At 50.1% G+C, this 25,193-nt stretch carries 22 protein-coding genes; 17 read left to right on the forward strand and 5 right to left on the reverse strand.

Annotated elements, in window-relative coordinates; translation table 11 throughout:
* Positions 1-69: 69 nt before the first annotated feature.
* From NYE29_RS24680 to NYE29_RS24740, 13 genes are all read left to right on the forward strand, one after another.
* The gene (locus NYE29_RS24680) at positions 70-840 is read left to right on the forward strand and encodes an NUDIX domain-containing protein (RefSeq protein WP_038593164.1); all 771 of its coding nucleotides are present in this window, start codon (positions 70-72) and stop codon (positions 838-840) included.
* Positions 841-1,001: 161 nt separating this feature from the next.
* Positions 1,002-1,544, forward strand: a complete 543-nt coding sequence (locus tag NYE29_RS24685; protein ID WP_076109454.1) for a cysteine hydrolase family protein — start codon at positions 1,002-1,004, stop codon at positions 1,542-1,544.
* 53 nt (positions 1,545-1,597) lie between these two features.
* The gene (locus NYE29_RS24690; RefSeq protein WP_076109455.1) at positions 1,598-3,049 is read left to right on the forward strand and encodes a nicotinate phosphoribosyltransferase; all 1,452 of its coding nucleotides are present in this window, start codon (positions 1,598-1,600) and stop codon (positions 3,047-3,049) included.
* Between the two features lie 319 nt (positions 3,050-3,368).
* On the forward strand, positions 3,369-4,598 hold the full coding sequence (locus tag NYE29_RS24695) for a glycosyl hydrolase family 8 (protein WP_076109456.1): 1,230 nt from the start codon (positions 3,369-3,371) through the stop codon (positions 4,596-4,598).
* 425 nt (positions 4,599-5,023) lie between these two features.
* Complete coding sequence (locus tag NYE29_RS24700; RefSeq protein WP_038600037.1) at positions 5,024-6,034, forward strand: 2-oxoacid:acceptor oxidoreductase family protein; 1,011 nt, start codon at positions 5,024-5,026, stop codon at positions 6,032-6,034.
* A gap of 26 nt (positions 6,035-6,060) precedes the next feature.
* On the forward strand, positions 6,061-8,367 hold the full coding sequence (locus NYE29_RS24705; RefSeq protein ID WP_076109457.1) for a thiamine pyrophosphate-dependent enzyme: 2,307 nt from the start codon (positions 6,061-6,063) through the stop codon (positions 8,365-8,367).
* Positions 8,368-8,558: 191 nt separating this feature from the next.
* Positions 8,559-10,367, forward strand: a complete 1,809-nt coding sequence (locus NYE29_RS24710) for a cache domain-containing sensor histidine kinase (RefSeq protein WP_076109458.1) — start codon at positions 8,559-8,561, stop codon at positions 10,365-10,367.
* Positions 10,339-11,853, forward strand: coding sequence for a response regulator transcription factor (locus tag NYE29_RS24715; protein WP_340897882.1), 1,515 nt, complete (start codon positions 10,339-10,341; stop codon positions 11,851-11,853). The genes NYE29_RS24710 and NYE29_RS24715 overlap by 29 nt, the downstream gene beginning before the upstream one ends.
* 257 nt (positions 11,854-12,110) lie before the next feature.
* On the forward strand, positions 12,111-13,082 hold the full coding sequence (locus NYE29_RS24720; protein ID WP_038593140.1) for an ABC transporter permease: 972 nt from the start codon (positions 12,111-12,113) through the stop codon (positions 13,080-13,082).
* Between the two features lie 13 nt (positions 13,083-13,095).
* Positions 13,096-13,965: a carbohydrate ABC transporter permease gene (locus tag NYE29_RS24725; RefSeq protein ID WP_038593138.1), complete on the forward strand. Its 870-nt coding sequence runs from the start codon at positions 13,096-13,098 to the stop codon at positions 13,963-13,965.
* A 38-nt stretch (positions 13,966-14,003) separates the two neighbouring features.
* Entirely contained in the window at positions 14,004-15,674 is a 1,671-nt protein-coding gene (locus tag NYE29_RS24730; protein WP_076109460.1) for an extracellular solute-binding protein, read from the forward strand.
* Between the two features lie 225 nt (positions 15,675-15,899).
* Positions 15,900-16,502, forward strand: a complete 603-nt coding sequence (locus NYE29_RS24735) for a DUF1349 domain-containing protein (RefSeq protein WP_076109461.1) — start codon at positions 15,900-15,902, stop codon at positions 16,500-16,502.
* 80 nt (positions 16,503-16,582) lie between these two features.
* The gene (locus NYE29_RS24740; RefSeq protein WP_076109462.1) at positions 16,583-16,888 is read left to right on the forward strand and encodes a hypothetical protein; all 306 of its coding nucleotides are present in this window, start codon (positions 16,583-16,585) and stop codon (positions 16,886-16,888) included.
* A 151-nt stretch (positions 16,889-17,039) separates the two neighbouring features.
* On the opposite strand, the gene NYE29_RS24745 is transcribed toward NYE29_RS24740, so the two are convergent.
* The 5 genes from NYE29_RS24745 to NYE29_RS24765 form a co-directional block, all read right to left on the reverse strand.
* Positions 17,040-17,858 carry an ABC transporter permease gene (locus NYE29_RS24745; RefSeq protein WP_038593130.1) on the reverse strand — a complete coding sequence of 273 codons (819 nt, stop codon included), beginning with the start codon at positions 17,856-17,858 and terminating at the stop codon, positions 17,040-17,042.
* The gene (locus NYE29_RS24750; RefSeq protein ID WP_076109463.1) at positions 17,855-18,874 is read right to left on the reverse strand and encodes an ABC transporter ATP-binding protein; all 1,020 of its coding nucleotides are present in this window, start codon (positions 18,872-18,874) and stop codon (positions 17,855-17,857) included. The genes NYE29_RS24745 and NYE29_RS24750 overlap by 4 nt, the downstream gene beginning before the upstream one ends.
* Positions 18,875-18,896: 22 nt before the next feature.
* A complete protein-coding gene (locus tag NYE29_RS24755) occupies positions 18,897-19,694 on the reverse strand; it encodes an ABC transporter permease (RefSeq protein WP_076109464.1) in 798 nt (265 codons plus the stop codon).
* A 31-nt stretch (positions 19,695-19,725) separates the two neighbouring features.
* Entirely contained in the window at positions 19,726-20,742 is a 1,017-nt protein-coding gene (locus NYE29_RS24760; RefSeq protein ID WP_340897883.1) for an ArsR/SmtB family transcription factor, read from the reverse strand.
* Between the two features lie 355 nt (positions 20,743-21,097).
* Entirely contained in the window at positions 21,098-21,613 is a 516-nt protein-coding gene (locus NYE29_RS24765) for a MogA/MoaB family molybdenum cofactor biosynthesis protein (RefSeq protein ID WP_179091686.1), read from the reverse strand.
* A 227-nt stretch (positions 21,614-21,840) separates the two neighbouring features.
* Between NYE29_RS24765 and NYE29_RS24770 the strand changes: the two genes are divergently transcribed.
* From NYE29_RS24770 to NYE29_RS24785, 4 genes are all read left to right on the forward strand, one after another.
* Positions 21,841-22,860 carry a CobW family GTP-binding protein gene (locus NYE29_RS24770; protein WP_076109466.1) on the forward strand — a complete coding sequence of 340 codons (1,020 nt, stop codon included), beginning with the start codon at positions 21,841-21,843 and terminating at the stop codon, positions 22,858-22,860.
* A gap of 93 nt (positions 22,861-22,953) precedes the next feature.
* A complete protein-coding gene (locus NYE29_RS24775; RefSeq protein ID WP_038593119.1) occupies positions 22,954-23,301 on the forward strand; it encodes a four-helix bundle copper-binding protein in 348 nt (115 codons plus the stop codon).
* Positions 23,302-23,515: 214 nt separating this feature from the next.
* Positions 23,516-24,475, forward strand: coding sequence for an ATP-binding cassette domain-containing protein (locus NYE29_RS24780; protein WP_076109467.1), 960 nt, complete (start codon positions 23,516-23,518; stop codon positions 24,473-24,475).
* A complete protein-coding gene (locus tag NYE29_RS24785) occupies positions 24,472-25,182 on the forward strand; it encodes a hypothetical protein (RefSeq protein WP_076109468.1) in 711 nt (236 codons plus the stop codon). The genes NYE29_RS24780 and NYE29_RS24785 overlap by 4 nt, the downstream gene beginning before the upstream one ends.
* The last annotated feature ends 11 nt before the right edge of the window (positions 25,183-25,193 follow it).

Below are 25,193 nucleotides of genomic sequence, written 5' to 3' on the forward strand. Positions count from 1 at the left end.
GAAGTTCAGGTTTGGTACATTAAAAGATACGAACAGTTAAATTAAAGCTGCAGCAAAGGATGATCTAGAGTGAGCGAGAACGCGGAACAAAACTATAACGCCAAAAAGTACCGTACACCGGACGGAGTTCCGGCCGATATTGTCATGTTTACCCTGACCAAACGGGAACGGAAGACGGTCACGAAGACGCTTCCGCTGCGCGAACTGAAAGTCATGCTGATCCGTCGGAAGAAATGGCCTTGCGAGGGCATGTGGGCCTTGCCGGGTGGCTTCTGCCAGGAAGATGAATCTATATATGATGCAGCCACACGTGAACTGAAGGAAGAAACCGGTGTGGACGGCGGACATTTGGAATACCTTGGTGTCTACAGTACACCGGGCCGGGATCCGCGCGGCTGGATTATCAGCCACGCCTTTTTCGCACTTGTGGAGGAGTGGATGCTGGAGCAGAGACAAGCCTCCGATGACGCGGGTGAGGTAGGGCTGTTTACGCTGCAGGAAGCGCTTGAAGAGCTGGAGCTGGCTTTTGACCACCGTGATATTATTAACGACGCCTATCTGCGGATTCAGCAGCAAATGCTGCAGACGACGATAGCCAGACAGTTTTTACCGCGGCATTTTACGCTGAGCGAGTTATATCAGGTCATTCAGACCGTAGTGCCGGAATTTAAGGAACCGAACTTTATCCGCAAAATTACGTCAACCCGCAGCCGGCAGGGTATATTAAAAGAAGTGAGCGATGAAGCAGGCAATCCGCTCAGCTCCAACCAATACTCCCAGCGCCCTGCCCAGCTCTATATGTTTACGGACCACGAGCCATTATTATCAATTTATACTTAAAGCAGATACTTACAAAACCAGACGGATGCTTTCGAAGCAGTTTTGTACGAAGCTATTCAATGGAGTTGATGCTCACAAAACTTAGCGTATGCTTTCGAAGCAGTTTTGTACGAAGTTATTCAATGGAGTAGATGCTCACAAAACTTTTAGGAGGTCACTAAATGAAGGCATTGATCGTGATCGATTTCACCAATGATTTTATTGACGGCAGCCTGCCTGTTGGACAACCCGGCATAGAGATTGCGCCCAGAGTGAGCCAGTTGACGGAGCAATTTGTGAAGAGTGGCGATTTCGTGGTGATGGCGGTAGATTTACATGAAGCCAATGATCCTTATCATCCGGAGAGCAAACTGTTTCCACCGCATAATCTGCGCGGCAGCCGGGGGCGTGAGCTGTATGGGGAGCTGCATAACGTATATGAAGCCAACCAGAAAGACATCTATTGGATGGACAAAACCCGTTACAGTGCCTTTAGCGGCACCGATTTGGAGCTGAAACTGCGTGAACGCGGGATTGCCGAGCTTCATCTGATAGGGGTATGTACAGATATTTGTGTGCTGCATACTGCTGTGGATGCATATAACAAAGGTTTTGAAATCATCATACACGAAGACGCTGTGGCGAGCTTCAATGCCGATGGGCATGTCTGGGCGCTGGGCCATTTCCGGGGCAGCCTCGGAGCAAAAGTGGTTACCGTAAAATAGAGAAAACTATAGCACCTGCAGATGCAGCAGTGAAGATATTAGGAGATGAGGATTTGAGGAGAGAGCTTGCTCTACATACGGACAAATATCAGATTAATATGATGTACGCCCACTGGGTAAATGGAAGCCATAAACGCAAGGCTGTATTCGAAGCCTATTTCCGCAAGCTTCCCTTCGGGAACGGCTTTGCTGTGTTCGCAGGCCTGGAGCGGATCGCTCAGTACATCAGTGAACTGCGTTTCACTGAGGAAGACATCCGTTACTTGTCCGAGCAGGAGGAGAATTATGCGCCTGCTTTTCTGGAGGAGCTGCTGCAGTTTCATTTCCAGGGCAGCATCCATTCCATGAAGGAAGGAGCGCTTGTCTTTCCCGATGAGCCGCTGATCCGTGTGGAAGGAACCATCATGGAGGCTCAGCTTGTGGAGACAGCCATCCTGAACTTCATGAACTATCAGACACTGATCGCCACCAAAGCTTCCCGTATCAAGCAGGTGGCGCCGGATGATATTCTGCTGGAGTTCGGCACGCGGCGTGCTCAGGAAGCCGACGCGGCGGTGTGGGGAGCGCGTGCGGCTTATATCGGCGGCTTCCATGCCACCTCCAATATGCTGGCCGGTAAAATGTTCGGCATACCCACGAAGGGCACACATGCCCATTCCTGGGTACAGAGCTTCGCCAGCGAGCAGGAGGCGTTTGATGCCTATGCCAAGGTGCTGCCGGATGGTGTTACGCTGCTGGTGGATACATTTGACACGCTGCGCAGCGGTGTGCCGCATGCGATTAACACTGCGAAGAAGCTGGAGGCAGAGGGTAAACGTATGAACGCCATCCGGCTCGACAGCGGAGACTTGGCCTATTTGTCACGCCAGGCACGTAAGATGCTTGATGAAGCCGGACTGCAGTATGTCAAGATCGTCGCTTCCAATGATCTCGATGAGAACACGATCATGAACTTGAAGTCGCAGGGAGCTGCCATAGATACCTGGGGAGTGGGAACGCAGCTGATTACGGCATCCGATCAGCCTTCCCTCGGCGGAGTGTACAAGCTGGTGGAGATTGAGTCCCCTTCCGGTGAAATGGTACCGACGATCAAAATCTCCTCCAACCCCGAGAAAGTATCTACGCCGGGCAAGAAGGAAGTGTTCCGGATTGTCGGCACCAATGGTAAGGCGCTGGCCGATTATATCAGCTTCCCTGAAGAAACTGGCCCGCGCAGCGGTGCCCGGCTGAAGCTGTTTAATCCGCTGCATCCATATATGAAGAAGCATGTGGACCGTTACGAGGCGCTGCCGATGCTGGAGCCAATCTACGTCAATGGTTTCCAGGTTTATAAATTACCGGAGCTTGATGAGATCCGCCGCTACCATCAGGAGCAGCTCGACCTGTTCTGGCCTGAGTATCTGCGCATACTCAATCCTGAGGTGTACCGCGTGAATCTCAGCGAGCAGGTGTGGGACCGCAAGCAGCAGCTGATCGCTGAGCATATGCAGCAGGATATCGAGTAGAAGAGGCTTTTTAAATAGAATGTGATGGACGAGCTGTCCCCTGCAGGCAATCTGCGGATGGGGGCAGCTTTTTAATTTGGTATCCAAGACACAATACTGATTGACAGAAAATAACAGGGATTATATATTAAAGATGTTCTTACTTTCATGACGAATTCAGGAAACTGAATTATCTTTTTTGTTGTGAAAGTTAAAGCGCTTTAACTTTCATTGCTGTTGCCGGAAAGGTTCATGGATTTATTTGAGAGGGGGGAGCTCTGGTTTCGCCGGTTTATTTTCGCAATTGATTCTTATTCTACTATTGAGGAGTGAATCATTTATGAAAAGACAAGGCAAGCATAAACTTGGCTGGAAAAGCTTCTTGTTACTCTGTCTGGCGCTATTTATCCTGCCGGCTGGTTCCGCATTTGCTGCTGTAAACAAACCGTTCCCTCAGCATACGACTTATACGAGCGGCACAATCAAGCCTAACCATGTCACACAGACAAGTATGGACAACTCGGTAAAAACAAAATGGAATGCCTGGAAAGCGGCTTATCTGAAACCGGCAGGCACAGGCAAATATTACGTAAAATATAATTCGGCTGGCGAAACTGTATCCGAAGCCCATGGCTACGGAATGCTGTTCACGGTACTTATGGGTGGTTATGACAGCAACGCACAGACTTATTTTGACGGACTGTATAATTATTACACCGCACACCCCAGTTCTCTAAATCCTTACCTGATGTCATGGAAGCAGAACAGCAGCTTTGAGAATATCGAGGGGGAAGATTCAGCTACGGATGGTGATATGGATATCGCCTACTCGCTCCTGCTCGCAGACAAACAGTGGGGCAGCAGCGGCACAGTTAACTATCTGCAGGCAGCCAATCATATTATAAATGCAATTATGGACGATGAAATCAATCAGACGCAGTGGACCATCCGTCTCGGCGATTGGGCGAACAGCGGCTCTTACAATACCGCTACCCGGCCATCGGACTTTATGCTGAGTCATTTAAAGGCATTTCAAGCGGCAACCGGAGATAACCGCTGGCAAAATGTTACAGATAAAACCTATACGATCATCAACAGCCTGTATACAGGCTATAGCTCTACCACCGGTTTGCTGCCCGACTTCGTGGTCTACTCTGGAGGGGGCTACAAACCGGCGCCAGCCAACTTCCTTGAGGATGCGAACGACGGGCACTATAACTATAATTCCTGTCGTACCCCATGGCGGATTACAACCGATTACCTGATCTCGGGAGACAACCGAGCCTTGTCCCAGCTTAACCAGCTGAATAGCTGGATCAAGACTAAAGTCAGCAATACGCCGGGCAATATTAAGGATGGCTACAAGCTCAATGGGACTACCTTCGGAAGCTATAACAGCGGTGCTTTTTATGCTCCGTTCGGGGTAAGTGCCATGACCTCTTCGGCTAACCAGAGCTGGCTGAATTCACTTTGGAGCCATACGGCAGGCAGCGCAGCGGAAGATTACTATGAAGACAGCATCAAGCTGTTCTCGATGATTGTGATGTCAGGTAACTGGTGGACTTACTAAACCTTTGAGAATTACAGCAATCCTGGCCCATCTCCGGATGGGCTTTTGCAATTTTCAGACGCGTTTTTCGCTGGGGAGAGTATGCTAACTGTGATATTTATCATGATTAATGTGATAAATTTAACATCTTAATTTTTAATTTTATTGCTAAATTAAGGGTGACCTTGTATCCACGAAAACCTTGGGAAACACGGATTTTTCACACAATTTTCACATATTGTTGCTTGTATGGCAGATTACCTTCTATTAAAGTAACGCCGCTCTGTCGCGTATAAAGAAATCATCTAAAATCCATAAATAAATGTGATTCCCAAAGCGTGGAAAATGCAAGATATGTCACTTCGCGACTTGCAAAATCAAGTTACAATCGTTGAAAAAGTCAAAAGGATGTTATTCTACTTGACACTAAGGAAGGGGTTATGTCGGTGGTACAATTACCAAAATTGAACGATCTCGGTTTCTTTGAGATTCGTCTGGAGTCCATTGGAGGGCTGGGAGCGAATCTGGCCGGTAAGATGCTCGCAGAAGCGGGTGTAGTGGGCGCAGGTCTGAACGGCGTCAGTTTTTCGTCTTACGGCTCGGAGAAGAAGGGGTCAGCAGTAAAGGCCCATATCCGTTTCTGTGATTTGGACACACATATCCGCGATACTTCGCCGGTTGAGCGTCCACACGTCGTTGGGGTTTTCCATGAAGCACTGGCCAAAACCGTCAATGTGACCAGCGGCATTTATGAGCACAGTACCGTTCTTGTGAATTCGGCCAAGACGCCGGAGGAGCTGAAAGAGCTGCTCAAGATGAAGGCAGGCACGATTGCGGTGATCGATGCGACAAGCATTGCCCTGAAAGAAAAGAACCGGGTCAATATGGCAATGCTGGGTGCATTGTTCCGGCTTTGTCCTTTCCTGGATACCGAAACCATGAAGGGCGTAATTGAGAAATCTCTTGGCAAAAAATATCCGCAAGCTGTACAATCGGCGATTACCACCTTTGAACGGGGCTTCAATGAAGTGAAGTTTATGGACTTCGAGCTGCCGGAGGGCGAAAGCATGCCGGAATATGTACGTTCCGACATTTCAGCGCTGGGCTATGAGACCCAGCCGATGGGGGGAACCATCATTAATCCGGGCAGCAGCTTCCTCAAGAATCTGAGTATTTCCCGTTCCGGAATGATTCCTGCATATGAGAATGAATCCTGTATCCACTGTGCACAGTGTGATACCGTTTGCCCCGATCAGTGTTTTGTCTGGGAAGAACGGCTCGACCGCAAAGGCCGCTCGCAAATGTTCCTGCTGGGCATTGACTATCAATATTGCAAGGGCTGCCTGAAATGTGTAGGCGCCTGTCCGACCTCTGCGCTGTCCATTCTGCGTGAGAAGGAAGGCTATGCGGACAGTCATACGGTGCACCATCAATTCGATCTTATATCGCAGTCTTAATCTTCTGAAGAAAGGTGGAATGAACAGTGGCTATTGATTATGAAAAAGAAATAGGTTCCGCCAAGGTGGAACAGAAATTCCTGTATGAATCAGGAAATGAAATGGCGGCATATGCTGCACATCAGATTAATTACCATGTCATGGGTTATTTCCCGATCTCCCCGTCGACGGAGGTTGCCCAGTTTCTTGATACGATGAAAGCAAGCGGACAGCATGATATTATGCTGGTTCCTTCGGACGGCGAGCACAGCTCGGCAGGGATTTGTTATGGTGCTTCTACAGCAGGCGGACGCGTATTCAACGCGACCAGTGCTCAAGGCTATATGTTCATGCTGGAGCAATTGCCTGTACAAGCCGGTACGCGGATGCCTATGGTCATGAACCTGGTCTGCCGCTCCATTTCCGGTCCGCTGAATATTCATGGCGACCATTCGGATTTGTATTTTGCCCTGAACACCGGCTGGCCGATCCTGATGTGCCGTGATCCTCAGTCCGTCTACGACATGAACCTGATGGCGCTGAAGCTGGCAGAACATGCCAAGGTCCGTCTCCCGGTTATGGTTGCTTCTGACGGTTATTTCACCTCCCACCAGAAACGCCGCGTGCAGGCTTTCGCCCACCGCGAGGATGTTCAGAAATTCGTAGGCGAACAGCCGCCAACCGGTTTTACCGATACATTGGACCGCAACAATCCGGTTACGGTAGGCCCTTATATGAATGAACCGGATTATATCAACAACCGTTACCAGCAATCGGTAGCGATGTACAATGCCGGTGAAGTGTTCGAGGAAATCGCCCAGGAATTTGCTGAGCTGACCGGACGCCATTACCCTATGATTGAGGAATACCGGATGGAGGATGCCGACGTAGCGGTATTCCTGATGAACTCCGCTTCCGAAATCATCAAGGATGTGGTAGATCAGCTTCGCCTGCAAGGCATCAAAGCCGGTGCGATCTCGCCGAATATGATTCGTCCTTTCCCGCAGAAGCAAATTGCCGAAGCGTTGAAAAACGTTAAAGCGATCACTGTCGGGGACCGCGCTGACTCTGTTGGCGGACACGGCGGCAATATGGTCAACGAAATTAAGGCGGCCCTGTTCACTTACGGCAACACCACTACCAAGGTAATCAGCCGCATTTATGGACTGGGCGGTAAGGATTTCTTCGCTGAAGATGGACATCATTTCTTCCAGCTCGCCATGGACGCTGTGGTCGCGGATCGCGTAGAAGTGCCGTTCGATTATTATGGACATAATCCTGGTGAAGCGGAAAAAGCTCCGAAACGATTGCTGAAACCGATGAATTTCGAGTCGCTCAAGACCGGACTGATTACGGTGAAGCAGGATGAAGTGACCGGCAAGCTGAGTGTGAAGGTGCCTCCGGTCCGTAGCCTGATGAAGAAGCCTAGACGGTTGTCACCGGGTCATGGTGCTTGTCCGGGCTGCGGTATTTTCTCGGGCCTGGAGCTGTTCTTCAAAGGGATTGAAGGAGATATCGTAGCGCTCTATCACACGGGCTGCGCAATGGTAACCACAACAGGTTATCCGTACTCCTCCCATAAATCAACGTTTATTCATAACCTCTTCCAGAACGGTGCAGCTACGCTGTCCGGTGTCGTGGAAATGTTCTGGGAACGCAAACGCCGCGGTGAGCTGGATGGACTGGGCCTGCAAGAGGACTTTACCTTTGTCATGGTTACCGGCGATGGCGGTATGGATATTGGTATGGGACCGGCCATCGGCGCAGCGCTGCGCGGCCACAAGATGATCATCGTAGAGTACGATAACGAAGGTTATATGAATACAGGCGCACAGCAATCGTATTCTACGCCGCTCGGACACCGTACTTCGACATCCAGCATCGGGAAAACCCAGCAGGGCAAAGTAACACAGCATAAAGACACCGCGCAAATTATGGCGGCTACGAACATTCCTTATGTGTTCACCGGCTGCGAGGCTTACCCGCAGGATCTGCTGAAGAAAGCGGCCAAAGCACAATGGTATGCTCAGAATGAAGGTCTGGTCTATGGCAAGATTCTGATTGCCTGCCCGCTGAACTGGATGTCCGAAGACAAGGATGGAACCGACATCGTATCCCTGGCTGTCGAGTCTTGTTTCTTCCCGCTCTACGAAGTAGAGCAAGGAGCGACGAATATTACGTACAATCCGGAAGACAAAAATAAACGGGTAGAGGTCTCGGCTTGGCTGAAGACGATGGGCAAAACCCGCCATCTGCTGAAGCCTGAGAACGAGCCTGCGCTGCGCAGCTTCGAGAACGAGGTACAACGCCGCTGGAACCGCCTGAAAGCGAAACATGAGCATCCAGACTTGTAAACAATGTTAAGCCAAGTAGTTTATGTCCAGTAAAACTCAATATGAGGGTATAGACAGTCCTATAATCATCTCCCAAGATGGTTATGGGACTGTTCTTTTATTTTTTTGTTAAATGTAATTGAAACGGACGACAGCGTTGCGTTAAGATGGCATTATTCTCTCGGAATTCATTTTTGAGGAGGTTAAGCCGTTTGTTTTGTAACCGCTTTAAATTTAGCACCAAGCTGATAGCCGCGTTGTCAGTGGCAACACTTATCATCTCGGGTATAACCGGACTGATTACATACAAGGTGCATCTCTCGCTGTTTAATCAGGAGATCAGCCGCCAATACAGACAGACTACAAAACAAGTGCTGGCTCGTCTCGATTCCCGGGTAAAGGACATGTACAGGATTACAGACTATATCACACTTAATCCTTCGGTGAAAACAGCGATTCTTAATCAGACGGCAGGGGCAACTTCTTTTGAAAGAATGCAGGTTGAGAGAGTATTGGATGAACAGTTATACCAGGTCCGGCTAGACGCTCCGGAAATGATAGGTATGCGAATCTATGATCTCAAGGGTAATATTATGAACCTGGGAACTTTATCCGGTTCTTTCCAGCGTCTGGACCCAACCTGCTTGGAAGACATGATAGACAGGCTGGAAGGAACCGCTGGGGAATATGTCTGGAGCCGGGTCAAACTTGACCCCGGGAGCCAGATGGAACCTACAAATTGGGTAATGGCGGGCAGATTGATGCGTTCTGTTGATCTGGAGACCTATGGAATGATGCTTATTCTGTTTAATACCTCTTTATTTGAGTCTCATCTTAAAGATTTGCGCGTGCATGAGGATGCGAATGCTTATCTGTTCGATGGTGACGGTAAGCTGCTGTATTCATTGAGCGGGGACGCAGAATCTGTTCCGGATTTGCCGGAATTGGGCACTGATGCGAATCTGATCCAGAAAGAGGGCGGAATCTCCTATTTATATACGAATCAAGTAGCGGACAAGGTAAATTTCTCGCTGGTGAGCAAGGTTTCGCTTGAACAGATCCAAAGCCGGAGTAAAGTGATTTTACAAGTGGCCATTATATCCGCCCTGGCTAGTCTCTTCTGTTCCTGGTTAATCATTACCGTAATCAGCAGAAGGCTGCTTCGCCCGCTTGGAAGCCTTGTGCAAGGAATGAGGCGGGTGCGTGAAGGGAAGTTCGACACACGGGTCAGCATCAGGACACGTGACGAGCTGGCTTTTATTGGGGACAGCTTTAACCGCATGACTTCCCGGATAGAAACGTTGATACATGAGGTTTATGAACGGGAGATCAGTGAGAAGGAAGCAGAGCTGAAAGCTATTCAGGCACAGCTTAACCCCCATTTTCTGTACAATACATTGGGTATGTTTTTTTGGAAGTTCTACATGCACGGCGATGAGAATTCAGCGCAACTTGTCAATAATTTGTCGGAGATGCTGCAGTATACGTTGGAGCCGGTACAGCATTTGACGACCTTGCATGATGAAATCAAGCAGATTAACAACTACCTTGAAATTCAGAAGGCGCGTTATCAGGAGGCGCTCTCAATAGAGATTGATCTTCCAGACGAGCTGTTGAACTGCCCGGTTATCCGGCTGCTGCTTCAACCCATTGTGGAAAATGTGTTTGTGCATGCTTTTCGTAACAAAAAAAACGACCGCCGCCTAACGATCAGCGGATACCGGATGCTGGCGGCCGGAGAAAATCCGGAGCAGCTGGTTCTGGAAATCGCCGACAACGGCAGCGGTATGGATCAAGCTCTGATCCGGAGCATTTTGGAGTTGCCAGGCATCGCGGACGATGGCGGCCGGCATATCGGTACCAGGAGCGTCATCCGCCGTATTGAATTGGTGTATGGCGCTCCTTACGGGGTGGATATTCACTCAGCAATAGGGAAGGGGACGCTGGTACGCCTGCGTCTTCCATATCATTCTGCGGGAGGGGGGAACGGATATGATCGGAAAGCTGCTCGTCGTGGATGACGAAGCTTGGTTCCGCGAAGGGCTGATGAAGTTGATCAGCACCAATGAGCTGGGATGGGAAGTGGTCGGCGAAGCGGCAGACGGGGAGGAAGCTCTGGCTGCAATGGAGCTGTGCATGCCCGATTTGGTCATTACGGATATTAATATGCCTGTTATGGATGGTCTTTCGTTGACGGAAAGGCTCTCGGACAGCAATCCAAACGTCATGGTGATTATTCTGACCGGTTACCGGGAATTTGAGTACGCACAGCGGGCGGTACGGTACGGTGCAGTCGAGTTCCTTCTGAAACCGTTTTCTCTGGATGAAGTTTACCGCGTCCTGCGCAAGGCCTATGAGAAGTTCCGCCTGAACATGCTGGAAAAAAAGGTCCGGCTCAAAGAACGGCAGATCAATCTGTTCCGGGCGGCTCTCTACGGATGCTCCCACGATCTTGAGGCGTGGGAGGCCTGCAGCAGGGAGTGGGCAGGCTTCTCCTTCTGTATTCTAAGAGTCCGAAGCTATTATCCGCATGAGAAAACTTATACGCAGCGGGATGTAGGGCTTCTGCATTATGCGGTATCCAACATTATAACGGAGTTGATGGTGAGGCATGGTGTGCGGGGAATATGGTTCCCATTGAGGAGTGAAGAGTTTGCCTTCCTGCTGGAGCCGGGGCCCGTTGCCGCCGCTTATCAATCGACAGTTCGGAGCACGGTAAGCCGCTATACTGGTATTCAGGTCTGCTGGCTGGATGGAGGAATTCTCCGGCAGCTTGACGGCTTGGCGGCACAATACCAAAAAATCGGGAAAGCAGCCGGCGGGGAAACTCCCCCCGACGGGATGAATCCGCAGCGCTCCTACCCGTTCAAGGAAGAATTGCTGTCCTTGTTGATCACAAGTAACCTGCAGGGGGTAAGGGAAAGGATAACAGCTTATCTTCAAAAAGCATCAATCATGGACCTTCAGTCCGGAAAAACGGAGGTCTACACGATGATGACCGCTTTCTCGGATATTCTAATGAATGACTTCAGGCATTTGAAAGCTGCCGGATATGAAGCCCTGAATCCTGGAGCGATCCTGATGCTTCGCTCTGTACCCGAGCTTATGGAATGGGCCGAGGGCAAGAGCAGGGATTTCATCGCCTTATTCGTACAGTGGCTGCAGGAGAAGCAGGGTGATGTCGTCTTACGGGCGAAGCAATACATTGACTCTCATTACCGCGGGGTATGCACGCTGCAGACAGTGGCCGGGCATGTGCATGTGACGCCTAATTATCTCAGTAACCTGTTTAAAAAGGAGACAGGCATAGGGTTTACCAGCTATGTTAGCCACCTGCGGATTGAGCGGGCAAAATCGCTTTTGGCCGGAACTAAACTAAGGATGCTGGGAATTGCCGAGGAGAGCGGATTTGATAATTCCAGTTATTTCACGACCGTTTTTAAACAGCTTACCGGGAAATCGCCCAGCGAATACCGTAAACAAACAGGTGAAGGCTTGATTGATTAATGTATAAAGGACTCCACACAATAACATCCAAAACTCAGCCATTGGCTGGGTTTTTTTGGGTTGCAAGAGATTGAATATTTCTGCAATCAATCCGTTTTGTATTTCTCAGATAATGAGGTACACCTCGTTCAGAGGACGGCAAACCTGTTCTACTTGTGTAGAATTTCAATAAATCATCGGTAAATATCAAATGATTGCGTTTGCAGATGTCACTAGAATAGATTACAGATGGATACAGCCTTGAGAGGAGAGAAGAGATGAAGGCAGCACGCACAGTGAGAGGCCCGGTATTCCGGCCGGGAGATAAGGTCGCGAAGCACAGAACAAGACAGCAAGCGTTAAGACGGTTCAAATCAAACATTCCCCTGCTGATCATGTTTGTGCCCGTCATATTATTTTATGTGATTTTTCGGTATGCGCCAATCGGAGGGTTGGTTCTTGCGTTCAAAGATTACAATTTTTACGATGGAGTTTTGAACAGCCCGTGGGTGGGATTTCAGCATTTTCAAACTTTGTTTCAGGATTCCAGGACACTTGAGATTATTCGAAACACTGTGGGTTTGAGTTTGCTGAGCGTTGTATTCGGATTTCCCATTCCGATTATTTTGGCAATTATGCTTAACGAGGTAAGGAATATGGGATTCAAACGTACAATTCAGACGATTGTCTATATGCCGCATTTTCTCTCGTGGGTCATCATTGCCATGATGGTCACGACAGTTTTCTCTATGGAGCATGGGATAGTCAACAATCTGGTGGAAAAGATCTACGGTGAACCTTTTGCCTTCATGTACAGCAAAGGCTCTTGGATCGCGATATTTGTCGGCTCCGGCATATGGAAGGATATGGGGTTTAATGCCATCATTTTTCTGGCGGCCTTAACAACCATTGACCCGAGCCTCTACGAGGCCGCAGGGATGGACGGAGCAAGCAAGCTGCGCCAGATCTGGCATGTAACCATTCCGGGCATCCGGCCGACCATTATCCTGTTGCTGATCCTGTCGATGGGGCGTGTCATGGAAGTGGGCTTTGACCAGGTCTACATGCTCCAGAATTCAAACGTTAACCAGATCGCGGATGTAATCAGCACATACATTTACCGGACCGGTCTGCAGGGCGCCCAATTCAGTCTGACCACCGCCATGGGGCTGTTCGAATCGCTGGTTGCGTTCCTCCTGATTTTCAGTGCCAATTATATCGCCCGCAAATTTAACGAAGGATTATGGTGAGGAGGGGATAGCTGTGAAAGATACAAGAGGTGAACAAGTTTTTTATACGCTCAACTATATTGTCCTGTCCCTGATTGCCTTAAGCTGTATACTGCCGCTGCTGAATGTCACAGCATTATCTCTCAGTGGTGCTAATGCTGTGATGGCGGGACGTGTAGGACTGTGGCCAGTCGACTTCAGCTTATTCTCTTTCGAGAGCCTGTTCAAGGGAACGCCGATTGTGCGTTCATTCTGGAACAGTGTGGAGATTACATTGATCGGTACTGCGCTCAGTATGGCTGTAACAATCATGGCTGCATATCCGCTTTCCAGAAAACAATTCTACAGCAGAAGATTTTTCACCATGGCTATGGTATTTACAATGATTTTTAACGGCGGTCTGATTCCGACTTATCTGGTTGTCCAAAAGCTCGGCTTGGTCAACAGCTACGGGGCATTATGGCTGCCTGGACTGGTCAGCACGTACAACATGCTTATTATGCGTTCTTCATTTGAGAATTTGCCGAAGGAAGTGGACGAAGCGGCACGTATCGATGGATGCAGTGAGCTGGGGCTACTATTCCGGATTGTCCTCCCGCTATCCAAACCGATGCTGGCTACGCTGGCCTTATTTTATGGAGTGGGCTATTGGAATTCATTTATGAGTGTGATGATTTATATCAATGACACTGTCAAATTCAATATGACGGTACTGGTCCAGAATATGATCAAGTCTACTTCGCTGGTCCAGGATTTCTCCGATCCTACGATGGTTTCCAACCTGACACCTGAGGGTGTAAGATCAGCGGCGGTCATTGTTATGATTGTTCCGATATTGGCCGTATATCCATTTCTGCAGAAATATTTTGTGAAAGGTGTAATGCTTGGCTCCATTAAAGGCTGAGTGTTGTTATAAATTCCATAAGAAAGAGGGGCTTATGTATGGCTGACGGATTCAAGAAATGGATGAAAGGTTTGATGGTTGGAGCATTGGGAGCTGGACTACTGGCCGGATGTTCCGGCGGCAATGGTGGAGAGGCAGACGGCAAGCAAGCGAAGGAGGAAAGTGGGGAAAAACGGGGCAATATTTCATCCACCATCTATGACCGGGGAGCAGTACCCAGCGGTATGGGGACGATCGAAGATAACATGTGGTCAAAGTGGATCAACGAAAACGGCCCAGCGAATGTGAAGTTTACCGCAGTCCCACGCTGGGAATCACAGTCCAAGCTCAATGTGCTACTTGCATCGGGAAGTGCACCGGATTTAATTTTTGAGTTCGGCACCAGTATCCGCAATACGCTGTTTGATCAGAAGCAGCTTCTGCCGCTCGACGATCTGATTGAAAATACCAGTGTCGAGTATAAGGCGCTGCTTGTGAAATATCCGGAATTAAGAAAAGCCGGTACCAAAACGGATGGCAAATTGTATGAAGTAGGGCGCATAAATGAGGTATATCCATTAATGAGCTTCTTCATTCGTGAGGACTGGCTGAACAAGCTTGGACTCCAGCCTCCGGCAACCGAAGAAGAGATGATTGAGGTGGCCAAGGCTTTTACCGATCAGGACCCGGACGGTAATGGCAAGAAGGATACGTATGGGATCGGCGGCCTGCAGTTTGGAGACACAGCGGGGCTGTTCCGCTATATGTTTAACGCTAACTGGGTGAATGTGGATAAAAATAATGATATCGTCGTGGGGCTTAACAATATGAAAGAATCTACTGCGTTTAAGCGCAGCCTCTATGAAGCGGGAGTGGTGGACAAGGATTTTCTGACGGATAAGGATGGCTCTAAAACCAAACAGGATTTCCTGAATGGGAAAATAGGCATGTATGCCTTTATGACCGGCGATTACACTGGCTTTGCAGCTAAGGAGCTGGATACGCTTACGCAGAATGTTCCAGGTGCAAAACTTAAAGTGATACCGCTCCCTACTACGAGTGTAGGACAGTATACGATGGTATGGAACAATCCGGTTCAAATGACGGCTGTGGTGAATGCGAGAGCAAAAGACCCGGAGGCGGTCATGAAATATATAGATTTTATGACTAAAACCGAGACTGGACGAACGTTTAAAAACGGTTTCGAAGGCACTCATTATAAAGTAGAAGCCGATGGCCGGATGGTGATTACCGATCAGGAGAAATACAAAAATGAAGTGAGCTGGGCGAGTGACTATGCAATGCTTTACAGCCGTCTTGAGGAAGGCAAGGCCGGGTATACAGAGAGTCTGTTTAATGAGGATATTCCGGTACAACAAGAAGGGCTGCGCCTGTTCAGAGAGGCCCGCGATGTCTACATGAACCATTTGCAGGTAGGTGAAGGCCTCACCCATTCCGAGCATATGCCGCAGCTGCCCAAAGGGTTGCAGGTGAAATTCAACAATGTCACTACTGAGGTAAACGATATTTTCACCCGGTCCATTATCAGCGGCAGCAAATATACCGTCGAACAAGCAGCGGCGGATGCGCAAAAGAAGTGGGAAAACGGAGGCGGCAAGGAAATAGAAGACTGGTACAAGGAATGGTGGGGCAAGGAAAAAGATAATGTTCTGGTATGGAGCGATTTCTATAAGATTTACGAACAGCAACAGGCAGACTACAAGAAATAAGGGCTTGAACAGGCGGATAACATTGGGCAAGACCCAAAAGCCAGTAGTTAACCAACGTCGTTCCTGCATAAATTAGGTATTATTTTGCCACCACACCCGGCTTAATTTCAGCGCACAGCATTTATAAGCTTCATACCGCCGCAATGTTAGGTTATATTGTTGTTATGGTAATTTGTGCCTAGCAAGTTAATGGCTGATGTGAAAACGGAAAGTGGAGGTACCTAAATGGTAAAGACGAACAACTGGCAGGATGGGATATGGACCAATGAACCGAAGAGCTGTACCCTACAGGGAGATCAATTGATTGTCGAAGCAGTAGAGGGCAGCGATTATTGGCAAAAAACGATGTATGAATTTCAGCATGACAACGGGCATGCACTGCTGGCTCCATGGAAAGATGGAGAAGCGGTTGAAATCAGCTTTTCATTGCAGGGCATCACAGAACTATACGATCAGGCGGGAATTATGCTGTGGCATAGCCCTACAGTCTGGATTAAAGCAGGCATAGAGATGAATGATGGCGTGCCTCATGCCGGTGCAGTTGTAACTGACGGATTCTCCGACTGGTCGTTGTCACCCGTGGCAGAATGGGCCGGAGAGACCGTAACTTTCCGCGCTTCGCGCATGAAGGATGCAGTCATCATCAGAGCCAGAACGCAATCGCATCCATGGCGGACCTTGCGGGTTGCCCGTTTTCCTTATGAGTCCGGTGTACAAGCGGGACCCTTCGTCTGTGCTCCTACAAGGGCGGGATTAAAGGTTGTCTTTACACGCTGGATAACTACGGGTCCCGATAAAGATGTACATACGGATCCCCCGCTGCTCTAATCCTGCTGCATATTTTTTGAACTCCCAGCCATCCTATAGTTAACAGGATCTAAGAATACTTGGCTTAGGGGGTATCGGATATGAAGCGCTATATTGCGGGATGGCTTGCTGCTGTTTGGACTGTAGGGAGTATGCTGACAGGCACTAACCAGCCTTCACAACATGATACAGATCAATCATTCACCATCCGGGCAGAGCTGAGAGGCAATACTCCGGACGTATATGGAGCGGTCGCTCCAGGAGAAACGTCTGTGACAGAATCAGAAACGGGCAACAAAGCCGGAATTCCAATTGTGTATACCTCGATGGATAAAGAGAGGGGCAAATACTCTAAAAAGGTAAAAGCGTTTTTTAACGGACTTTGGGGACATATGGGTGCCCATTGAATTTGTGGTGAAATGCAAAAAAACTCAAACTGAGGGAGATCCCGCAACGCATAGAAACAGGCCAGCCCGATTCCCGGCTGGCCTGTTTCTATCTGTATTTCTTGTGTATGAGGTGAGCTAAACCCTATCTACGTGTAATGCTGCGATAGTATCAAAATAAAGTCCAGTTGCCTTTCATTCTGGCATGTCTTTCTGCCCGGTACAGCGTGTAGCGGGTGCAGCCGATCAGCGCGAGGCTGCCGATAATCAGGATGACGAGAGACCACCACCAGCCTGTGCCGATGTCGTTATAAAGTGCCCCGCGCACCAGAATCAAGCTGTAGGTGACCGGGAACAGTGCAGATAATCCTGTAGCCCAAGCCGGGAAGACCGCCGGAGGTATGCGCACGCCCCCGAACAGCTGCATCGGCGCCTGGAAGATATAGTACAGAAACGAAGATTCCCTGGAGAACAAGGATACCGCACAGAGCAATGCTCCCCAGACTATGGCCGCTGCCAGCGTTACCAGGAGGACCATTAGCAGCGCGAGCCAGTTTACAGAGGACATATCCGCTACAAAGATGAAGGTGAGCAGTGAAAAGGAGGCGAACATCCAGATGCCGTGAAGCAGAGAATACAGAGAACGCCCGTACAGAAAACCCATCTTTGAGGACGGGGTCAGGAAGACGGTCTCCACCGTTCCGCCTTTGCGCTCCAATTCGAACAACCATGCCGATTCTACCGCTGTCCAGAACAGCTGAAAGACCAGATAGCCGCTCAGCAAAAATAGGGGGATTCTGCCGTCAGGGATGACCTGCGAGAGCATGGAGCCCTCTCCGCTGCGATAAGGCTTCATCGAATAATAGGAAGTCAAGAAGGCGAGCGCCGGCCAAAACAGCAGGGAGAAAAACACAGTCCGGCCCTTCGTACGGTTCTGGTGCTGCTTGCGCAGCTCGGCTGCAACCGTCAGCCATAAACCGCCGGGCCTCATGACACCCGTCCTTCCGAGAGCAAAATGATCGCATCCTCCAGATTGGGCTTGTCGCAGGAAAAACCGGTGATCACCAGACCGTTTGCTGCGGTCCAGGGCAGCAGCTCCGTAATCAGCCTGTCGGCGGAAGGGGTCTGCACGGAGATACGGTAGAAGGCATCGCTCCCAAATGAGGATTCATCGCTTCGGCAGCTGCCCGCCAGCTCTGCCGGATGGCCCAGCTGGCCCAGATGCTCCAGCAGTTGCGGGCGCAAGGCTTCATCCCAACCGGTGACATCGAGATGTGCGGTCTGCGATCCGGCAACCTGCCGGACAATCGCCTCCGGCTTGTCGCACAGCAGCAGCTCGCCGCGATTCAGTACATACACCCGGTCACAGAGCTCTTCAACCTCCTGCAAATAATGGCTGGTCAGGAGGATGCCTTTGCCTTGCTCTTTGGCGAGCTGCCGCACAGTGCCCCGCAGCTGCCTGGCAATAGGCGCATCCAGCCCGAGTGTCGGCTCATCAAGAAATAAATATTGCGGGTCATTGATCAGACCGCGGGCAATCTGCAGGCGCTGCTTCATTCCTTTGGAATATTGCTCCACAGGCTGGTCTGCGGCTTCAGTCAGGCCGACTTCAGCAAGTAGTCGATCACTTTCCACACGAATTTTGGAAGCACTGAGACCGTATAATTTGCCGAAATATTGCAGGTTTTCTCTTCCTGTGAGTCTCCAGTAGAGCATCCGTTCTCCACCGGCAATCATGTTGACCTTCTGTTGCACATCACGCCGGTTTCCGGCTAAAGAAACGCCGTCAATCTGAATATCCCCTGAGGTGGGATCAAGCAGGGTGGATAACATACGGATGGTTGTCGTTTTGCCAGCACCATTCAGGCCCAGCAATCCGACAATTTCCCCTTTATCAATGTTCAGCGACAGGTTTTTAACGGCAGTCACTCTCTTTAGCTCGGAGCGGAATAAGCCAGTTCTGTTCCTCGTTTCGTACGTTTTGGTAACCTCATTCATTTGAATCATTTGCTATTCACTCCTTCACTGGCTAAAATCGCTCAAACATTCCACGCTCCACGCGCCGGTTGCACCATAAGCCTACTGCGATGTAAAGGAACGACAGCAGCAGGACCAGGGGAACATCACGCAGTCCAACTACCTCTCCGGTAAGCAGACTGCTGCGCAGAAGCTCAAGTGCAGAGGTCAGCGGAAAAATCTCGGCTGCCTGCTGCAGATAACCGGGCAAATATTGCCGCGGGAACTGAAATCCGCAGAGCAGCGTAGTTACCGCAAAAAAAGTGTTTTGTACGATGTATGTATCTCTTGTGTACAGCATGATGCTTCCCAGCACCAGAGCCATCGCATAGCAGGACAGCAAGAAAAGCAGTCCGCTGGTCAATACCGACAGCAGATGGGGGGTGGGGAGGCGAAGGCCTGCCAGATATCCAAACAACAGGATCGTGATCAGTTCAAAACCGCTGCGGTACAGCTGCTGGGCGGCGTTGCCCAGAAAATATCCGTTCCGTCTGGAGGGGGAGAGCAGCAGCGCTTCCAGGGTTCCTTCCCGCCATTCTGTCATCAGCGCGCGGGAGACATTCATGATCATGCTGGTGGAGAAAATGCTTAGTGCCCCTCCGATGATTACATAGGCCAGGTAGTTGCTGCTGCCTGCAAAAACAGAGAACTGCGCATCCAGTTCGCCCCGGATCAAATAGTAATACGAGAAATAAGAAATTAGGACAAGATAGCCTCCTTCAATAATATGACCGAAGGTAAAGGTCCAGGGGTAAGCTCTCAGATTGGATCTCTGGTTCCTGACTGCGGTTGCGATTGCGGTTTGCCACACAAAGAAACAACTCCTTTTTCAGTAATCGGCGTTATTGTTCAAAAAACTGCCTTTGCAAGTTGATCAGACTGTCAAAGGCTTCCTTGTTGCAGAAGTAGAACAAGTAATTGCCTTTCCGCTCGGAACCCGCCAGTCCGGCCTCAACCAGTTGCTTCAACTGCTTCGATACAGCCGCTTCTGAGATGCCGAGAAGCGGGGCCAGTTGTTTCGTGCAATGCGGAGCCTGCCACAGCAGCTTTAGAATTCGCAGGCGGCTTCCATCACCGAGCGCCTTCAACTGGCGCAGCAGATCCTCCGGAGGTGCTTCGCTGTAAGGCAGGCCGGGAATATCCACGGCCAGCGGAAGGGTCAGTGTATCCTCGCTCCAGTCCATTAGCAGATGCGGGTGGATGAAGGTTGAAGGCAATACATACACCTGCTGCAGACGATCATAGGGGAAATAGTAGGTGACTGCCTTCTGGGCGGTAAAGGTTCCGCTCCCGGCGAGCAGGCGCGGGTGCAGCGAATTCAGTGCCTTTTCGGCTGAGCGGATTACATCTGCCTGAAACTGTGTGGCGGTTGTGCTGATCCACGGGGCGATGTAATCCCATTCCTTGCGGAAATACTCCCTCTCGTAGGTCTCCAGCACAGCAAGCAGCAGGTGGCGGACGTCTTTGAGATTCTTCAGCAGATACAGCCCGGCTTCATCCGGCTGTTCTCCGTGAGGGTTTGCTAACCTGCCCTGCTGCCATTCAAGAATCGTTCCAAGCGAGACCTTGCTGTTCAGCAAAAGGTGCATAAATTCTGCATCGGGCAGACTCTTGAGCAGTGCGATGCCTTCGGAGCATGTCAAGGAGGAGCCGGGACGAACTGGTGTCATCAGGGACAGCCATCCGTCCGATATCCTCCCGATAGTCTGAATCTCCTCGCACAACGAGTGCGGCATTTGCGCTGTAAGTTCCCTGGCCCAATGCAGCCGTTTCGGATGATGCTGAGGCTGATGCAGCACATGCAGACTGCACAGCAGTTCATGATACGGACTGATGACGGTTTTGATCTTGCGTTGCAAGGTTAAGAGTGAGCTCATCTCGTTCCTTTCCGATTAACCATCTGGTTAATCAAAAACCACTTTCGCGTAAAGTGTTCAATAGTATAAATTTCACAGCCCCGGTTGTCAACGGATTTTTCCACAGCTAAAAAAGGCGAAAGAACACCGCGTGAATACCGTGCACGCATTTGTTCTTTCACCTTTGAGGCCAGCATTATTGTGATTTGGAAGATCTGTTATCTCTTCTTGCCGCGCATGGAGCCGGAGATAGTGCACATCTCATCTCAGACAGAGTAAGTGTAAATATGCTGGGGATTGTTCATTAGTCCATACTCCAGTAAAAATGGGCATACCATTACTCTGTCTTATTTTTCAGTTACGGCTGTTTATATATTTCACGCATGACATGGCGCAGCTCGGGAATAATCAGCCGTTCCATGGCCAGCTTAATTGCACCGGTGGAACCGGGCATGGAGAAGATAGCTGTATTGCCGATCGTCCCGGCTATAGCCCGGCTGAGGATCGCAGCGGAGCCGATATCTTCCGTGAAGCTCAGCAGCCGGAAAATCTCCCCAAAGCCCGGCAGCGACTTGTCAAGCAGGGAAGCAACGGCTTCGTAAGTGGTATCCCGCGGTGAAATCCCTGTTCCCCCGGTCAGCAGTACGGCTTCGATGCCGGAGTGCACGGAGCTTTTGTAGACCAGTTCGCGGATATCTTCGTAATCGTCCTTGACGATGTCGCGGCCAGTGACTACAAATCCAGCCTCTTTAAGCATAGATTCTATCAGGGCGCCTCCGGTGTCGGTCTCCAGGGTACGCGTGTCCGAGACCGTTATAATATGGCAGGCCACCGTTTGGGGCGCTTCACGCCGGTGTTCCTCTACAGATGACATGCAGACCAACTCCTTCATCATTCATTATGGCTGACAGCTATCCAACGAGACGGCAGGGGCTCAGCCTAATCCTTCTTTACCCCATATTAGGGGAAGGATTACTTAAAGACAAGCTGCGGCCTTGACTGAAGTTGAAATCCCCCGCTCGCCTCCGGCCTCCTTGCGTGCATATGGGCACTTGTAGTACACTCGCTACCATAACGGAATTTTGTTGGGAGAGATGAAACTTGGAACAGGCATTGCCAGTTTACATATTGTCAGGATTTCTGGGGAGCGGCAAGACGACTCTGCTGCAAAGGCTGCTGGAACACTGGAAGACACAGGGACTCAGACCGGCAGTTATCATGAACGAGCTTGGCGAGGTGAACCTCGACGGGCTGCTGGTCGAACAATCCGTACCGATGGCAGAAATGCTGGGTGGCTGCATCTGCTGCACAAGCCGCGGTGATCTCAGTACGGAACTGACTACGCTGGTGAAGAAAGAATCACCCGATGTTGTTATCATTGAAGCGACAGGTGCGGCGAACCCGCTGGAAATCGTAGATGCCGTTACCGAAACCTCGCTGTACCAGCTGGTGGAGCTGAAGGGGCTGATTACCGTTGTGGATACCGCACATTTGCTGGAGCTGTACCGGTCCCAGCAGGGCGCTACCTACAGGCTGATGCAGGAGCAGATCCGCTGCGCATCCGTGCTTATACTGAACAAAACCGACCGCGTAACCACAGAGGAAGCGGAAGAGATATCCGCCGTGCTGCGCAAATGGAATGCCTACGCCCAGATCATGCCTGCGGTGCGCTGTGAATTGGAGCCGGAAGTGCTGCTTGGCAGCGTCGGCGGAGTTCATGCGGAGGCCCGTCCAGAGGATGAAGCAGCCGGTCCGGCGGACGGCGGTTTGAGTACGGAGAATGGGGGAGAATCCCATCATACCCATGATCATGTAATGGCATATACCCATTATTTTAAACGTGCGGTGAACAGTGAGGAGTTCGAGCAGTTCGTTAAGGAGCTTCCACGGGATGTATACCGGGCTAAGGGGATCGTAACTTTTAATGACACTGCGAGCCGCTTTCTGTTCCAATATGCCTACAGGGAAGCCGATTTCATGAAAATAACTCCTCAGGGCGATGTCCCTGATGTTGCTGTATTTATCGGTGAACACTTCTCATCAAGCGAGCTTCGCAGCAGGCTGCTTCAGCTGGAGAAACGTACATTGATCCGGCCAGGTACGGTGAAGAGGAGCCTTTAATCAAGCTTCCTTTGACAGGGGAATTGGTTCGTTCCTTTTCTTGCAGGTTAATAGATAGGCATACCCTATAATAATTGCAGGAGGTTTTAGGCTATGACCCGAATTCAATATCAGGAGTGCATTGACGCTTGTATAAAATGTATGAACGCCTGTAACTACAGCTATGTCTCAAGCCTGAAAGAATATGATCTAGCATCACTGCGGGAGAGCATCCGGCTTGACCGGGAATGCGCGGATATTTGTTCTTTCGCCGTTCAGGCAATGACCCGCCAGAGTCCATTTGTAGCGGAAATCCTTCGCTTGTGTGCTGAAATCTGCGAACGTTGTGCCGACGAGAGCAGCAGACATGAGCATACTCATTGCCAGGAATGCATCGATTCCTGCCGCAATGCCGCATTAGCTTGCCGTCTAATCAGCGATGTCGTTGAGGTATACGCGTAAATTTATAATTGCTGTTTTGCAGCAGATTATACAAGACCAGACCAACGCAGTAATTATACTGAGGGTTCTGGTTTTTTTGTATAGAATGGCTCCTCAATCTGTTCTTTCTCAAAGGAATTCAGTGCAGTTCCGGCGAATTATAGAGTGGAAGAACCAGTTGTCCATTAGATGCGCTAAGCAAGCATGGCTTCTGGCTAAGGGGGAAGACAGCCGAATGGCGTTTCGAAGTATTAGTGAACACCGACTGACGGACCGCAGCGGCCCTTTGATCGAACTTACCCGGGCTACCAAGGTTTATGGAGGGCGCCCGGTTTTACGTGAAGTCTCACTCATGGTGGAAAGCGGAACGGCTCTGGCTTTGATCGGACGTAACGGTTCCGGCAAAAGTACGCTGCTCTCCATTTTAGCTGGACTTACCCAGCTTACTTCCGGGACAATCCAACGCAGCAAGGATACGATTTCAATTGGTTATGCACCCGAGGCTTTCCCGGGTCTTAAATTTTCTGCTGAACAGTACTTACGCAGTATGGGCCGGATCGGCGGGATGCCGGAGGCGGGACTGAAAGAGCGCATAACAGCGCTATTGGAGGCTTTTCATCTGGAGCAGTTCCGGACGTATCCCATGACGAGCTTTTCTAAAGGAATGCTGCAAAAGGTGAATCTGATTCAAAGTCTGCTTCCGAAGCCAGAATTGCTGCTGCTTGACGAGCCTATGTCCGGCCTGGATCTTCCGGCACAGCATACGCTGATTGAACTTCTTCAAGAGTTGAAGCAAGGCGGTACAGCGATGGTATTCTCCGTTCATGAGCCGCTTTGTGTGGAAACCCTTGCCGATGGCGTACATGTGCTTCAAGCAGGCCAAACGGTCATAAAGGTATCAGAAACAGCGAGTCTGCAGGATAAGCCTTCCACATACATAATGTGCACAGCTATTGCTTCTCCACAAAAATCGGCTTTGGGGGAGATGCCCGGGTTGCTCTCTATAGAAGCGGTTCGGGATGAGTACGGGATGGAGTGTTCCGGTTTAACTGTGGAAAGGGAATGGACAGATCAATGTCTCAGGTATGTGCTTGATGCGGGCGGATCGGTGATTTCTGTAGAACGGCGCCGCGGCTTATCAGGGCTTATGCAATGGATGGACCCGAAGACTGTCCAGGAGGAACAACCTTTATGAGATCGCTGATCGCGTATTTTCTCCGCAGTTATACCTTTTCCCAGCGGTATTTCGCTCCCGTTGCCGGAACTCTGATCGCTGTGCTGATTCTCTACTCCTATAAGCCTAACCCGGTGATGAACAGCTATGCGGCGTCGGCAGTGATGTTATTTGTCGGTTGTGCCTGGCTGGGACTGAGCTTTCTGAATCATGAGCAGGCGGTGCAGCGGCAGGTAGCTGTAGTTCATCTGCGAAGTGCGGTTAAGCACAGCATTGGGGAAATGCTGACAATGGGGGTGCTTACTCTGCTGCTCAGCCTCGTGATTGTGCTGTATCCTATAGTTACGGGGAATTTTAGCGATCCCGTGGGAGGGTACCGTTTAATTCTTGCTTTAGCCGGACATGCGCTGCTCGGGTTCCTGGGAATTGCAATCTCGCTCTATTTGCAGTCCTCCTGGGTTTCCAAAAACAGCTATGCTGCGGGATCAATGCTGATCATCATCACGCTGTCTATAGGGGGTACCAAACTGCAGGAGCTTGTCCCGGGTCCTGTCATGCCGATCCTGCTGCCGCCAGTGTCACCGGTTATGGATGCTTTGATGAACGCGGATGATTTGCCTGCTTCATCACTGCTGGGGTCCTTCGCCCACACGCTGGCCTACATTTCCGTGCTGACCGGCTTTTATTTGTACCGCACCAGCCGAATGGATGTTAACAAAAACTTGTGAGAAACAGACTT

It is taken from the genome of Paenibacillus sp. FSL M7-1046 (assembly GCF_038007405.1).
In the GTDB taxonomy this organism is placed as follows: Bacteria; Bacillota; Bacilli; order Paenibacillales; family Paenibacillaceae; genus Paenibacillus_AQ.